Source organism: Pseudomonas sp. G11 (assembly GCF_029457515.1).
In the GTDB taxonomy this organism is placed as follows: domain Bacteria; phylum Pseudomonadota; class Gammaproteobacteria; order Pseudomonadales; family Pseudomonadaceae; genus Aquipseudomonas; species Aquipseudomonas gorinensis.
This window is the reverse complement of sequence record NZ_CP120377.1, coordinates 7,316,831-7,331,963: the sequence shown is the minus strand read 5'-3', so window position 1 is coordinate 7,331,963 and position 15,133 is coordinate 7,316,831. Positions and strand designations below refer to the sequence as shown.

Genomic DNA, 15,133 nt, shown 5'->3' with positions numbered 1-15,133 from the left:
TATTCCCAGGCACACCACAAATCAAAATGTGGGAGGGGTACATCCTTCAGACGTACTGCGCTGCGGCGTAACCCGACGCCCACGCCCACTGAAAGTTAAACCCGCCCAGGTGCCCGGTCACATCCAGCACTTCCCCAATAAAGTACAAGCCCGGGCTTTTCAGTGATTCCATGGTCTTGGACGACACTTCCCGCGTATCCACGCCGCCCAGCGTCACTTCGGCGGTGCGATAACCTTCGGTGCCTGCCGGCACCAATTGCCAGTTCCCCAGCTTGCTGGCGATATCCGCCACTTCGGCGTGGGTGTACTGCTTCATCGGCTTGGACACGAACCAGGTTTCCGACAGCAAGTTGGCCATTTTCTTGGTGAAGATTTCACCCAGCAAGGTTTTCAGCTCGCTGTTGGGCCGCTCGACCTGTTGCTGTTGCAGCCAGCTGTGGGCGTCGTGGTCGGGCAGCAGGTTGATCTCGACTGTGTCGCCGGGCTCCCAGTACGAAGAAATCTGCAAGATCGCCGGGCCGCTCAGGCCGCGGTGGGTAAACAGAATGTTCTCGCGAAAGCTCTGGCCGTTGCAGCTGACCAGGCAATCCACCGAGGTGCCGGACAGCTCGCCGCACAAGTCCTTGAGTTGGTCGGTGATGGTGAACGGCACCAGCCCGGCGCGGGTCGGCAGCAGTTCGTGGCCGAACTGCCTGGCCACTTGATAGCCAAATCCGGTAGCGCCCAGGGTTGGAATCGACAGGCCGCCGGTGGCGATCACCAGGGATTCGCAGCGCAGTTCACCCAAGGTGGTCTGCAACTGGTAGCCGTTATCGAGCTTGGCGATTTCCTGGATAGACGTATCCAGGTGCAGGCTCACGCCGGTCTGGATGCATTCGTCGAGCAACATGCCGAGGATGTCGCTGGACTTGTTATCGCAAAACAGTTGGCCGAGTTTCTTCTCGTGGTACGGCACGCCGTGCTTGGCCACCAGGCCGATGAAATCCCACTGGGTATAACGGGCCAGGGCGGACTTGCAGAAGTGCGCGTTGTGCGAAAGGAAGTTGGCCGGCTCGGTGTACAGGTTAGTGAAATTGCAGCGGCCACCGCCGGACATCAGGATCTTCTTGCCGGCCTTGTTGGCATGGTCGATCAACATCACCTTGCGCCCACGCCCCGCAGCGGTCAGGGCGCACATCAAGCCTGCGGCGCCGGCGCCAATGATCACAACTTCGGTCGAGCGCACAGCAATGTCCTCATCTATGAATCAGTACGATCCCTGTAGGAGCGAGCTTGCTCGCGAAAACCCCATAGACGACACGGGCTACCTGATAGCGCTGCGTGATCGTTGACGTTTTTCGCGAGCAAGCTCGCTCCTACAAGGGGGGTGGGTTTTTTACAGGATGCGAACGCGCAACGAACGGCCCTTGATCTTGCCGTCATTCAAACGCTGCAACGCCTGCTTGGCGACGCCACGCTCCACGGCCACGAAGGCCTGGAAGTCAAAGATCGCGATCTTGCCCACCTGGGCGCCTGGGATGCCGGCTTCCCCGGTCAATGCGCCAAGGATATCGCCCGGGCGCACTTTGTCTTTACGGCCGGCGGCGATGCACAGGGTGCTCATCTGCGGCAGCAGCGGGCCACCGCTTTGCGGCTTGAGGTTGTCCAGTTGGTCCCAGTTCAACGGCGACTTTTGCAGTTGCTCGATGGCCTGGGCGCGGTGCGCTTCGGAAGGCGCCACCAGGCTGATGGCGATGCCGGTCTCACCGGCACGACCGGTACGGCCGACGCGGTGGATGTGGATTTCCGAGTCGCGGGCCAGTTCGACGTTGATCACCATGTCCAGCGAGTCGATGTCCAGGCCACGGGCGGCGACGTCGGTCGCCACCAGCACCGAGGTGCTGCGGTTGGCGAACATCGCCAGTACCTGGTCGCGGTCGCGCTGTTCCAGGTCGCCATGCAGGCCGACGGCGGAAATACCCTTGGACGTCAGGTGGTCGACGGTTTCCTGCACTTGCTGCTTGGTGAAGCAGAACGCCACGCACGATGCCGGGCGGAAGTGCGCGAGGACTTTCGTCACCGCGTCCATGCGCTCTTCCGGCGAGATTTCGAAGAAACGCTGCTCGATCTGGTCGTCGGAGTGGAAGGCTTCGGCTTTGACTTGCTGCGGCGCGCGCATGAACTTGGAGGCCAACTGCTTGATGCTCACCGGGTAGGTGGCCGAGAACAGCAGGGTCTGGCGGCGTGCCGGGGTCTTGCTGATGATGTCTTCGATGGCGTCGTAGAAGCCCATGTCGAGCATGCGGTCGGCTTCGTCGAGGATCAGCGTGTTCAAGCCATCGAGCACCAGCGAACCCTTGCGCAGGTGCTGCTGGATACGGCCCGGGGTGCCGACGATCACGTGGGCGCCATGTTCCAGGGAGGCGATCTGCGGGCCGAGGGACACGCCACCGCACAGGGTCAGTACCTTGATGTTGTCCTCGGCACGGGCCAGGCGACGGATTTCCTTGGCGACCTGGTCGGCCAGCTCACGGGTCGGGCACATCACCAGGGCCTGGCAGCCGAAGTAGCGCGGGTTGATCGGGTTCAGCAGGCCGATGCCGAAGGCGGCGGTCTTGCCACTGCCGGTCTTGGCCTGCGCGATCAGGTCCAGCCCCTTGAGGATCACCGGCAAGCTTTGCGCCTGGATCTGCGTCATCTCGGCATAACCCAGCGAGTCGAGGTTAGCCAGCATGGCGGCGGAGAGCGGCAAAGTATTAAAAGCGGTGGCGATGGTGGTCACGGGACTGGCTCTGCAAAACAAAATGTCGCGCAGTGTACCAGCCCTATGGGATTTTCCCTGCAAGTTCTCGACGAGACGCCTGCTAGTGCTCGATGTGGTGTTCGCGGCTGACCACACGTTTGCCGTCTTTTGGCGACAATTGCAGGAAGATCGCCGCCGCCAGCATCGCCATGATGCCCACCGTGAGGAAGGTCAGTTGGAACGCGCCGAGTACCGTGCTGACGCCGTCGTTGCCCGATTCGGCGGTGAAGCCCCCGAGCAACGCACCGGCGCAGGCCACCCCCAGGCTCAGGGACAATTGCGCCACCACCGACAGCAAACTGTTGCCGCTGCTGGCCTGGGCGTCGTCGAGGTCGATCAGGGTCACGGTGTTCATGGCGGTAAATTGCAGGGAGTTGATCGCCCCCAGCACCGCCAGCATGCCCAGCAACAGCGGGTAGGGTGTTTGCTCGCTGACCAGGCCCATGCTCGCCAGCATGATGCCCAGGGCCAGGGTGTTGCCGGTCAACACCACGCGATAACCCAGGCGCTCGATCAGCGGGCGCGCCACCGACTTGGCGAACATCGCCGCGGCCGCCAGGGGCAGCATGCTCATCCCGGCCTGGGACGGCGAATACCCCAGGGCCACTTGCAGCAGCAACGGCACCAGGAACGGCAAGGCACCGCTGCCCAGGCGCGCGAACAGGTTACCGAGGATGCCCACCGCAAAGGTGCGGGTCTTGAACAGCGCCGGCGAGAACAGCGGGTTATCGATATGCCCGGCGCGCAGCCAATACGCCGCCAGGCACGCCAACCCGCCGAACAGCAGCAACATCACCCGCAGGTGCGGCAGGTGCAGTTCGCCCAAGCCTTCCATGGCAATGGTGATCAGCACCATCGCTGCGCCGAACAGCAGGAAGCCGATGCCATCGAAGCGCGTACGTTCGCTGCCGCGCAGGTCGGGGATGAGTTTCCACACGGCATAGCAACCGATCATGCCCACCGGCAGGTTGATCAGGAAGATCCAGTGCCACGTCAGGTATTGCACCATCCAACCGCCCATGGTCGGGCCGAGCAAGGGCCCGAGCAGGCCGGGGATGGTAATGAAACCCATGATCCGCACCAATTCGGAGCGGGGGTAAGCACGTAGAACCACGAGCCGGCCAACCGGCAGCATCAACGCACCGCCGAGGCCCTGGATGACCCGTGCGCCCACCAGCATGGTCAGGCTGCTGGACAGGGCACACAGCAAGGAGCCGATGCTGAACAGCATGATCGCGCCGAAGAAGATTTTCTTGGTGCCGAAGCGGTCGGCGATCCAGCCCGAGGCCGGGATCAGCAAGGCGACGGTGAGCATGTAGGCGATCACCACCCCTTGCATGCGCAGCGGGTTTTCCGCCAGGTCCCGGGCCATGGCCGGCAGTGCCGTGTTGAGAATCGTCCCATCCAGCGATTGCATGAAGAAGGCAATCGCTACTACCCAGGGGAGCCAGCGGGCAGTCTTGGCATCGAGAGGGGCACGATCTGGCATGGGGTACCTTTTTGTTAGCCGGCTATGTGTCGGCGATTATGCGCCATTCGTCGCTCCTTTTCCCACTGGCGGTTCGTCTAAATCCGACAGCTTTGCGTGCTCTCCCACCAAGAAATCCAACAGCGCGCGGTGCACCGCCAGGGCTGATTCACGGGACTCCAGGTCGAGTAAATGCCCGGTATGTTCCGCCACGGCAAAGCTGCTGTGGCCGACGTAGTGCTTGAACAACTGGGCATCGGCGGCCGGGGTGTATTCGTCCAGCGTGCCGTTGAGAAAGTGCACCGGGGTTTCGATCTGTTTGAGCTGGGGCAGGTAGTTGCCATCGCCCAGCGCCAACACCTGGTGGATATGGAAACGCGCCTGGCGGTACTCGGTGGTGGCCATGTTCGACAGGTGCCGATGGTTGTTGCGCTTGAGCCGGGGCGACAGGTATTTGCCGACGGTCTCGTTGAGCAAGTGGCCGACGGCGGATTTGTCATCGGCCTCGATCAGCACGCGTACCCGCTCCACATAGTCGAGCATGGCCTGGTTCAGGTTGGGCGCCAGGGCCATGACTACCGAACTTTCGATCGACGGCGGGTTATGCGCCAGGGTCAGCAGCGTGGAGATACCGCCCCACGAGGCCGACACCAGGTGGTTGACCTGGAAGCGCTCGACCAGCGCGCGCAGGATTTGGACTTCGTCGTCCTTGGTCACCAGGTCCAGGTCGGTGTTGTACTCGCGCGAATAGCCGGAGAACGGCAGGTCGAACAACAGCACATTGAAATGCTCGGCCAGGCATTTGCTGGTGCGGGCGAATGAGCGTGTGGTGGACAGTGCGCCATTGACCATCAAGATGGTCTTCTTTTCCGAATCGTTTCCTAGCTGCTCAACATGAACGTTGTAGTGCTTGAACAGCTTTTCAATGACAAAACTTCCATGGTTCATGTCAACGCTCCAGCTTGCCCTTCCCGGGCAAGGTCATGCTCTCGTGGATGAGGTGGCGGGGGGCCACTAACTCTTATAACGAGGTTTTTCGCAGGCGACAACAGGCTGCCCGTGCAGACTGGGAGGAAGAGAATTTACGGTAGGAAGGGCTGAAACCGGGATGTCTGAAATCAGCACAGGACAAGTTGGGAGGGAGCTTGCTCCCGATGGCGGTGTATCAGCAAAGTACTCATTGACTGACACACCGCCATCGGGGCAAGCCCCCTCCCACAGGGGTTGTATTTACAGGGTCAGGGTCAGGCGTTTAACCAGGGCGCCCGGCAACAGGTTGGACGCGGTGTTGCGTTGGCTGTAGGTACTGGCCGACAGCAGCAGTTCGCGCTCGGCGGTCAGGGCCTCCAACTGCGACCCGAGCAAGCTGTAGACGCTGTCATCAAAGCGCATGGTGCTGACCGGCGCCTTGATCTCACCGTCTTCCACCCAGAACGTGGCGAAGCGCGTCATGCCGGTCAGGCGGGCGGCCGGCAGGTCGGAGTAGTTCAGGTACCACAGGTTGCTGATATACAGCCCGGTGCCCAGTTGCTTGAGGATATCGGCCTGGGCCAAGGTGCCCGCCGCCATCTGCAAGGCACTGGGGGATTCGTCGCGGCTGGCGCCGTTGGCGCTGAGGCCGTATTCAGCGGCGCTGCGCGAGTTCACCAGTTGGCCATCGGCTTTGCCGGCGTTGATCAGCGTGACATCGCTGCGCGGGTAGCCCTCGGTGGAAAACGCCTGGCTCAGGGAGCCGCTGATCTGCTCATCCACCGTCACCAGCGGGCTCAGCGATTGTTCGCCGGCATACAACCGTTGCAACGAGCTGCCTTTGCTGGCGATGGCCTGGGCGGAAAAACCACCCCAGGTGATGATGCTGATGATTTCTTCCAGCGCCGCGGGGGCCAGGTAGGCGCGGTATTGCCCAGGCGCCAGTGTGTGCAGCGGGCGGTCGAGGAACTCCAGCTGTTGGCGGGCCAGTTGGAAGCGCCGGGCGAACTCGTCGCTGTTCCAGGTGTGCCCGGCATAACTGGCTTTCACCGCTTCGCCATTGGCGTGGAACAGGCTGAAATCGAAGTTGAAGCTATTGGCCTGGTGCCAGCCAAATGCGCCGTTGGAACTGGCAAAGCCACGGCTGATCGGGCCTGCGGCATAAAAGCCGACCAGGTCGACGCCGTGCGCCGCCTGGCTGATTTCCTCCAGCACCTGCGCCAGGTCGGGCAGGGGGCGCGCCTGTTCGTTGTGGCTTTGCCAGGCGTTGTGGTTGAGCAGCAAGTACGGGTCGTGCGGCAGCAGTGGCAAGGTTTCACGCAACTGTTGCAGGCCGTCGGCGAGGCGCTGGCGGTCCAGCTCCGGTTCGCCGGCCAGGGTGATGCCCAGGTCGGCATGGCGGCCGTCGTTGATCAGCTTGAGGGTGAGGCTGGCCTGTTGCACCTGCCCGGCCTGACGCACCTTGGCGTGGTTGAAACGCACGAACTCGGACGATTCGGCGGCATAGCCCAGGTGAAATTGTTCCTTGTCGGTGAGGGCCTGCTTGAGCCACTGCACCAATGCCTTGAAGTTGTTCATCAGGCATCTCCCCCGAATACATCAACGTTGCTGAACACACAGGCGGGCGAGGCATGGCCGACGCGGATCACCTGGTTGGGTTCGCCTTTGCCGCAGTTGGGCGTGCCCAGGACCTTGAAGGTGCTGGCGTCGCCCACTGCGCTGAGGTTGCGCCAGAACTGCGCGGAGATAGCCCGGTAGTTGGGGTTTTTTACCACGCCCTTGAGCTCACCGTTTTCAATCAACTGGCCCCACTCGCAGCCGAACTGGAATTTATTGCGCGCATCGTCGATCGACCACGAACGGTTGGTCGACATCAGGATGCCGTGTTCGATGCCGCCAATCAGTTGCGCCAGGCTCTTATCGCCGGCTTCGATATTCAGGTTGGCCATGCGGTCGATCGGCGGGCGGTTCCAACTGCTGGCACGGCTGTTGGCCACACCGTTCATGCCCGAACGGAATTGCGACAGCGCGCCGCCCAACGGCTTGAGCAGCAGCCCTTCGCGGATCAGGAACTGCTTGCTGGCGGCGCTGCCGTCGTCGTCATGGCTATAACTGGCAAGTTGTTCGGGAATGTCCGGGTCGAACGTCACGTTCAACAGCTTGGAGCCGTATTGCAGGTGGCCGAAGTCGCTGGCCTTGACGAAGCTGGTGCCGGCGTAATTGCGCTCATCACCCAGGATGCGGTCGAGCTCCAGTGGATGGCCGATGGATTCGTGGATTTGCAGGATCATCTGGTCGGGCATCAGCAGCAGGTCGCGCGGACCTTGGGGCGTATTCGGCGCCAGCAGCAGTTGCAGGGCTTCGTCGGCGATGCGGGGTGCGCCGCCGACCAGGCCAAAACGCTCGATCACGTCAAAGCTGCCTTGCTGGCCGAAGTTGCTGCCGCCGAGGGTACGGGTCTGGCTGTCGTTGCCGTCGTAGGCCGTGACGTTGACGCCGGGGAATACGAACCGTTGGGCCTGGCGCAGTTCGGCCCCGGCATTGTTGAGGTAGATCTGCTCGACGTGGCTCAGGCCGAGGTTGACTTCCCAGTTGACCAGGCGTTCGTCGCGGGGCACGGCGGCGGATTCATCACCCAGCAGTTGGTAGCAGTCGCTCAAGGAAGGGAAGGCTTGCGCAAGGTTCGGTGACAGGTAGTCGGCCACGTCGCTGGAGACTTGTTGATCGCGCAGGTCGAGCAGGGCGTGAGGCTTGATCAGGCGCGCTTGCTGTTCGGCACGTTCAAGGGCCGCTTGCAGGCCGGCCAGGGAAATATCGTGGGTCGCGGCATAGGCTTCGACGCCGTTGACACGCACGGTGAGCATGGCGCCTGCGTCGTGGTTCATGTGTGGCGGTTCGGCGACGTTCTTGCGCACCGACAGGTAGTGGCCGGACTCACGTACGTAGCGCAAGGAGAAGAAGTCGGCGGTGGTGCGCAGGGCACTGAAATGTTTTTTGAGTGTGGCGTGGTGTTCGAACATGGGGCCTTCCTTGTGGGCGGCTCAGCGCGGGCAGGCAAACAGAGTAGGCCTGGGCTGGGGAGCGATCAAGGAGAGGTGATTCTTTGTGGCAAGTGCCCCTGTGGCGAGCGGGCTTGCCCCGCGTCGGGCTGCGCAGCGGCCCCAAAAATCTTGGGAGCGCTACGCACTCCAACGCGGGGCAAGCCCTAATGCCGTTCAGTTAAGGCTTTTTTGTAGGAGCGAGCTTGCTCGCGAAGAACTCACAGGCGCCGCGTTCACTCAGGAAACACGCGTTATCGTTGACGTTTTTCGCGAGCAAGCTCGCTCCTACAGAAGGCGATGTACGCTTAACTGAACGGCATTAGGGCAAGCCCGCTCGCCACAGGGAATGGGTTACTGCGCAGTCGGCCCCACTTCACGCAGCGGCTTGCCACGCACCGGCGCGGTGCCTGCCACGTAGTAGTCGGCGGTGCTGCGCGGCAGCGGCTTGCGACCACGGATCTTGTCGGCGATTTTCTCGGCGATCATGATCGTCGGCGCGTTCAGGTTGCCGGTGGTGATGATCGGCATGATCGACGCATCGACCACACGCAGGCCTTGCATGCCATGCACGCGGCCTTCGCCATCGACCACGGCCATCTCATCGGTGCCCATCTTGCACGAGCAGGACGGGTGGAACGCGGTTTCGGCGTGTTCGCGGATGAACTTGTCGAGTTGCTCGTCGGTTTGCACCTCGATGCCCGGGCTGATTTCGCGGCCGCGGTACGGGTCCAGCGCCGGCTGTTGCATGATTTCGCGGGTCAGGCGGATGCCGTCGCGAAACTCCTGCCAATCCTGCTCGGTGGCCATGTAGTTGAAGAGGATGCTCGGGTAGTCCCGTGGGTTCTTCGACTTCAGTTGCACGCGGCCACGGCTTGGCGAGCGCATGGACCCCATGTGCGCCTGGAAACCGTGCTCTTTCACGCCGTTGCTGCCGTTGTAGTTAATCGCTACCGGCAGGAAGTGGTACTGGATGTTCGGCCAATCGAATTCTTCACGGGTACGGATAAAACCGCCGGCCTCGAACTGGTTGCTGGCGCCGATGCCGGTGCCGTTGAACAGCCACTCGGCACCGATGGCCGGCTGGTTGTACCAGAGCAGCGATGGGTACAGCGACACCGGTTGGGTGCAGGCGTATTGCAGGTACAGCTCAAGGTGGTCTTGCAGGTTTTCGCCGACACCGGGCAGGTCATGGACCACCGGAATGTCGAGGCTTTCCAGCAGTTTGGCCGGGCCGACACCGGAGCGTTGCAGCAGTTGCGGCGAGGCGATTGCGCCGCTGCACACCAGCACTTCCTTGCGGGCGCGGGCTTCGACGCGCTCTTCGGCAGCACCGATCAGGTAACGCACGCCAACGGCCCGCTTGCCTTCGAACAACACTTTGTCGGTCAGGGCGTGGGTGACGATGGTCAGGGTCGAACGCTTTTTGGCCGTGTCCAGGTAACCGCGCGCGGTGCTGGCGCGTCGGCCGTTTGGCGTGACGGTACGGTCCATCGGGCCGAAGCCTTCCTGCTGGTAGCCGTTCAAGTCTTCGGTACGCGGGTAACCGGCCTGTACGCCGGCTTCGACCATGGCGTGGAACAGCGGGTTGTTGCCAGCTTTGGGCGTCGTCACGCTGACCGGGCCGTCGCCGCCGTGGTAGTCGTTGGGGCCGATGTCGCGGGTTTCGGCTTTACGGAAATACGGCAGGCAGTCGAGGTAGGTCCAGTCTTCCAGACCGGGCAGTTTCGACCAGTTGTCGTAGTCCAGGGCGTTGCCACGGATGTAGCACATGCCGTTGATCAAGGAAGAGCCACCCAGGCCCTTGCCGCGCCCGCATTCCATACGGCGGCCGTTCATGTGCGGCTCTGGATCGGTTTCGTAGGCCCAGTTGTAGCGGCGGCCTTGCAGCGGGAATGCCAGGGCGGCGGGCATCTGGGTACGGAAGTCGAGACGGTAGTCAGGACCGCCGGCTTCCAGCAGCAGGACGGTGACGCCTTCGTCTTCGGTCAGACGGGTCGCCAGGGTGTTACCGGCGGAGCCGGCACCCACAATGATGTAATCGTATTCTTGGGACATAAATGCACCCTCTTTGATGTGTGGTCAGGTCGGGCCTCATCGGGGGCGAGCCCCCTCCCACACTGACTGTGTTCACAGTTTCAGATGTGTAAACACAGTCAAACGTGGGAGGGGGCTTGCCCCCGATGGCGGCCTGACAGGCAATACAAAACTCGGGTCTTAGAACACCGAGGCGTAGTCGCCCAGCTCAACCTGTACCGATTTGATGCGAGTGAAGTTGTTCAGCGAGCTGATCCCGTTCTCACGGCCCACACCCGACTGCTTGTAGCCACCGACCGGCATCTTCGCGTCGGACTCGCCCCAGGCGTTGATCCAGCAGATACCTGCTTCCAACTGGTGAATCACGCGGTGGGCGCGGTTCAGGTCCTTGGTGACCAGGCCGGCGGCCAGGCCGAAGTCGGTGTCGTTGGCGCGGCGGATCACTTCTGCTTCGGTCTCGTAAGTGAGGATGCTCATCACTGGGCCGAAGATTTCTTCACGGACGATGGTCATCTCGTCAGTGCAGTCAGTGAATACGGTCGGGGCCACGTAGGCGCCTTTGGCGAAGGCGCCATCGGTCAGGCGATCGCCGCCGCACAGTACGCGGGCGCCTTCTTCCTTACCTTTGGCGATGTAGCCCAGCACGCTTTCCATGTGGGCGAAGCTGACCAGCGGGCCGAAGTTGGTATTGGCATCTTGCGGGTCGCCCACGCGGATGCGCGCAACACGCTCGGCAATCTTGGCTTCGAATGCGGCTTGCAGGTGCTTTGGCACAAACACGCGCGTGCCGTTGGTGCAGACCTGGCCGGAGCTGTAGAAGTTGGCCATCATCGCAATGTCGGCGGCGCGATCCAGGTCGGCGTCGTCGAAAATGATCAGCGGGGACTTGCCGCCCAGTTCCATGGTCACTTCCTTGAGCGAAGAGCTCGAAGCGCTGGCCATGACTTTTTTACCGGTGTCGGTGCCGCCGGTGAACGAGACTTTCTCGATGCGTGGGTGTTCGGTCAGCCAGGTGCCGACTTCACGGCCGCTGCCGGTCAAGACGTTGAATACACCGGCTGGAACGCCGGCCTCGGTGTAGATCTCGGCCAGTTTCAAGGTGGTCAGCGAGGTGACTTCGCTGGGCTTGAAGATCATCGCGTTACCGGCGGCCAGGGCTGGCGCGGATTTCCACAGGGCGATCTGGATCGGGTAGTTCCACGCGCCGATACCGGCGACCACGCCCAGCGGCTCGCGACGGGTGTAGACGAACGAGGTATCGCGCAGCGGGATCTGCTCGCCTTCGATGGCCGGCACCAGGCCTGCGTAGTACTCCAGCACGTCGGCGCCGGTGACGATGTCGACGTACTGGGTTTCAGAGAAGGCTTTACCGGTGTCCAGGGTTTCCAGGGCGGCCAGTTCGTCGTTGCGCTCGCGCAGGATGTCGACGGCACGACGCAGGATGCGCGAACGCTCCATGGCGGTCATGGCGGCCCAGATTTTCTGGCCTTTTTCAGCGCTGACCACGGCACGTTCAACGTCGTCTTTCGTGGCGCGTTGCACTTGGGCGAGAACTTCACCGTTAGCCGGGTTGATGGCTTCGAAGGTGGCATCGCTGCCAGCGTCGCTGTAGCCGCCGTCAATGTAGAGTTTTTGCAGGTCGAAACGGGCCATAAAGTCCTCGCAAGTGCATAAGTGGTTGGCGTTACCCGCCGCAAAGTGGGCCATAAGGGTGTGGCAACACTGAGTGGCGGACGTTCAGGGGTTGAGCGGTTATGTGTGCTCTAACTCACCTGCTTGGCCAATTGGAAATCCATGTATTCGTAAGCGATCCGTTGCGCCTGCGCCGTGTCGAAAGCGTCTCCCGACAGGGCGCCGCGCAACCACAAACCGTCGATCAGGGCCGCCAGGCCTCGGGCTGCTTTGCGTGCGTGCGGCAGCGGCAGCACTCGGCGGAACTGGCAGCACAGGTTGGAATACAGACGTTGATCGTTGATCCGCTGCAACCTGTGCAAAGACGGGTGGTGCATGCTGGCGGCCCAGAAGGCCAGCCAGGTTTTCATTGCCGGTCCATTGACCTGGCTCGCATCGAAGTTCCCCCCGATGATCACCTGAATGTGTGCCCGTGGGCTGTCATCCTTCAGCGCCAGCCTGCGTTCATGGACGTTCTCGATCAGCACGTTCATCAGGTAGCGCATCGTCGCGGCGATCAGGCCGTTCTTGTCCTGAAAGTAGTGACTGATGATGCCGTTCGAAACACCGGCCAGACGGGCAATCAGCGCAATGCTGGCATCTCCCATCCCGACCTGATCGATGGCCGTCAGCGTGGCTTCGATCAACTGTTGGCGGCGTATGGGTTGCATACCGACCTTGGGCATGTAGCACCTCTCCTTAGGCCTGCCGACGCGCGATCAACGTTCGTCGACTTGAAGGCCAGTCTATTTTGTTTTGATTGAACGTTCAATCAACAAAGAATAAGCTCTGCGACAAATGGTCGCTGCCTACAGGTATTTCCTACCCGAGGCCAACGACATCTGACACCTGGAAAACCCTTGAAGCACCCGCTGTACCGCTACGGCGGGGGCCATGGATTTTCGGGGTGTCTTTATAACACCCGTCCGTCGACTGCCGAAAAATCGATGGCGCGGGATAACCGCTGCCTTGTGTTTCTCTCTCGCACTGCCTGGAGCATCTGCGCCATGAGTTCTGCCTCTCTTATAAAGACCCCGCCAGAAAAGGTGCGGGTCAACGGTTGGGTGTTCTACACCTCCACCGCATTGATTCTGTTGTTGACCGCCATCCTGATCATCGCCCCGCAAGAGGCCGGGCGCATGCTCGGCATCGCACAGGCGTGGCTGTCGAAAAGCTTCGGCTGGTACTACATGGTGGTCATCGCCGCCTACCTGGTGTTCGTGGTCGGCCTGGCGTTTTCCTCCTACGGCAAGCTGAAACTAGGCAGCAAGGACGACACCCCGGACTTCAGCTACGGCGCCTGGGCCGGCATGTTGTTTTCGTCGGGCATCGGCATTTCGTTGCTGTACTTCGGTGCATCGGAACCGTTGGACCACTACTTCAACCCGCCTGAAGGCGCAGCGGCCAGCAACGGTGCGGCACGCCAGGCGTTGCAGCTGACCTTCCTGCACTGGGGCCTGCATGGCTGGGCGATCTATGCGTTGGTCGGCCTGGCCGTGGCGTACTTCGCGTATCGCCATAACCAGCCGCTGGCGCTGCGTTCGGCGCTGTACCCGCTGGTGGGCGAACGGTGGGTCAAGGGTGCGGCCGGGCATGCCGTGGACGGTTTCGGCATGTTCGTGACCCTGCTGGGCCTGGTGACCAACCTGGGCATCGGCTCGATGCAGGTGTCGTCCGGGCTGGAAAACCTGTTCGGCATGGCGCACAGCAACACGAACCTGTTGATCGTCATCATCGTGATGAGCACCGTGGCGACCATTGCTGCCGTGTCGGGCGTGGAGAACGGCATTCGTCGCCTGTCCAACCTCAACATCGTGCTGTTCAGCGGCCTGCTGATCTTTGTGCTGTTGTTCGGCCCGACCCTGCACTTGCTCAACGGCCTGGTGCAGAACACCGGTGACTACCTCAACGGCATCATCCTGAAAACCTTCGACCTGTATGTGTACGAAGGCGACGCCGACAAGACCGAGCGCTGGATGGGCCTGTGGACCCTGTTCTACTGGGCCTGGTGGATTTCCTGGGCGCCTTTCGTGGGCATGTTCATCGCGCGTATTTCCCGGGGCCGCACGGTGCGTGAACTGGTCGCCGGCGTGCTGTTGATCCCGCTGGGCTTTACCTTGGCGTGGCTGTCGATCTTCGGCAACTCGGCACTGGACCTGGTGCTCAACCACGGTGCGGTAGAGTTGGGCAAGACGGCGCTGGAACAACCGTCCATGGCCATCTACCAACTGCTGGAGCATTACCCCGCGTCGAAAATCGTGATTGGCGTGTCGATCTTTGTAGGCTTTGTGCTGTTTTTGACCCCGGCGGACTCCGGCGCGGTGATGATGGCGAACCTTTCCTGCAAGGGTGGCAACGTGGATGAGGATGCGCCGCACTGGCTGCGGATCTTCTGGTCGGCGGTGATCACCCTGGTGACGATCGGCCTGCTGTTTGCGGGTAACTTCGAAGCCATGCAAACCATGGTGGTGCTGGCGGGGCTGCCGTTCTCGGTGGTGCTGATCTTCTTTATGTTCGGTTTGCACAAGGCGATGCGCCAGGACGTGGCGACGGAGCTGGAGCAGGCGCAGTTGGCCGAGCGTGGTCGTCGTGGTTTCAGCGAGCGCCTGAGCGCGTTGGACCTGCAACCGAGCCAGGCCACCGTGCAACGCTTTATGGACAAGCATGTAACGCCGGCGTTGGAAGAAGCCGCGATGGTGTTGCGCGAGCAGGGGCTGGAAGTGCAGACCCTGTTGGGCAAATCCAAGCGCTGCATTGGCGTGCGCATCGAGAGGGAAGAGGGGAATCCGTTTGTCTACGAAGTCAGCCTGGATGGCTACTCGACGGCGTCGGACGACCTGCCCGAGGAAGAGCGCACCCGTTACTACCGTGCTGAGGTGTACCTGCATAACGGGCCTCAGGAGTACGACCTGATGGGCTTCGCCCAGGAACAGATCACCCGGGACGTGCTCGATCAGTTTGAAAGCCATCGGCAGCTCCTTGGCCGTGTCTATAGCTGATAGTTGAAATGAGCACCGCCGCCTTCACGGACGAACTGTAGGAGCGAGCTTGCTCGCGAAAAACGTCAACGATAACGCGGGTATCCTGGCTCAATGCGTTGTCTGATCGCTCTTCGCGAGCAAGCTCGCTCCTACAGTGGGCCTATGAGCACCGCCGTCTTCACGGACG

At 61.7% G+C, this 15,133-nt stretch carries 10 protein-coding genes; 1 reads left to right on the top strand and 9 read right to left on the bottom strand.

Annotation, left to right across the window (positions count from 1 at the left end):
• Positions 1-46: 46 nt before the first annotated feature.
• The 9 genes from P2T68_RS33805 to betI form a co-directional block, all read right to left on the bottom strand.
• Positions 47-1,225 (bottom strand): NAD(P)/FAD-dependent oxidoreductase, encoded by a 1,179-nt coding sequence (locus P2T68_RS33805; protein WP_193689919.1) that lies wholly within the window; start codon positions 1,223-1,225, stop codon positions 47-49.
• A gap of 150 nt (positions 1,226-1,375) precedes the next feature.
• Positions 1,376-2,713 (bottom strand): ATP-dependent RNA helicase DbpA, encoded by a 1,338-nt coding sequence (gene dbpA, locus P2T68_RS33800; RefSeq protein WP_236646017.1) that lies wholly within the window; start codon positions 2,711-2,713, stop codon positions 1,376-1,378.
• 130 nt (positions 2,714-2,843) lie between these two features.
• Positions 2,844-4,271 (bottom strand): multidrug transporter subunit MdtD, encoded by a 1,428-nt coding sequence (gene mdtD / locus P2T68_RS33795; protein WP_024077833.1) that lies wholly within the window; start codon positions 4,269-4,271, stop codon positions 2,844-2,846.
• Between the two features lie 36 nt (positions 4,272-4,307).
• Positions 4,308-5,198, bottom strand: coding sequence for an alpha/beta hydrolase (locus tag P2T68_RS33790; RefSeq protein ID WP_024077832.1), 891 nt, complete (start codon positions 5,196-5,198; stop codon positions 4,308-4,310).
• A 282-nt stretch (positions 5,199-5,480) separates the two neighbouring features.
• The gene (locus P2T68_RS33785; RefSeq protein ID WP_277378847.1) at positions 5,481-6,797 is read right to left on the bottom strand and encodes a TldD/PmbA family protein; all 1,317 of its coding nucleotides are present in this window, start codon (positions 6,795-6,797) and stop codon (positions 5,481-5,483) included.
• On the bottom strand, positions 6,797-8,239 hold the full coding sequence (locus P2T68_RS33780) for a TldD/PmbA family protein (protein WP_277378846.1): 1,443 nt from the start codon (positions 8,237-8,239) through the stop codon (positions 6,797-6,799). Before P2T68_RS33780 ends, P2T68_RS33785 begins: the two co-directional genes overlap by 1 nt.
• 372 nt (positions 8,240-8,611) lie before the next feature.
• Positions 8,612-10,315 (bottom strand): choline dehydrogenase, encoded by a 1,704-nt coding sequence (betA, locus tag P2T68_RS33775; protein ID WP_024077829.1) that lies wholly within the window; start codon positions 10,313-10,315, stop codon positions 8,612-8,614.
• A gap of 159 nt (positions 10,316-10,474) precedes the next feature.
• Positions 10,475-11,947: a betaine-aldehyde dehydrogenase gene (betB, locus tag P2T68_RS33770; protein ID WP_024077828.1), complete on the bottom strand. Its 1,473-nt coding sequence runs from the start codon at positions 11,945-11,947 to the stop codon at positions 10,475-10,477.
• A 110-nt stretch (positions 11,948-12,057) separates the two neighbouring features.
• A complete protein-coding gene (gene betI, locus P2T68_RS33765) occupies positions 12,058-12,651 on the bottom strand; it encodes a transcriptional regulator BetI (RefSeq protein WP_024077827.1) in 594 nt (197 codons plus the stop codon).
• Positions 12,652-13,029: 378 nt separating this feature from the next.
• Between betI and P2T68_RS33760 the strand changes: the two genes are divergently transcribed.
• Complete coding sequence (locus P2T68_RS33760) at positions 13,030-14,964, top strand: BCCT family transporter (protein ID WP_277379786.1); 1,935 nt, start codon at positions 13,030-13,032, stop codon at positions 14,962-14,964.
• The last annotated feature ends 169 nt before the right edge of the window (positions 14,965-15,133 follow it).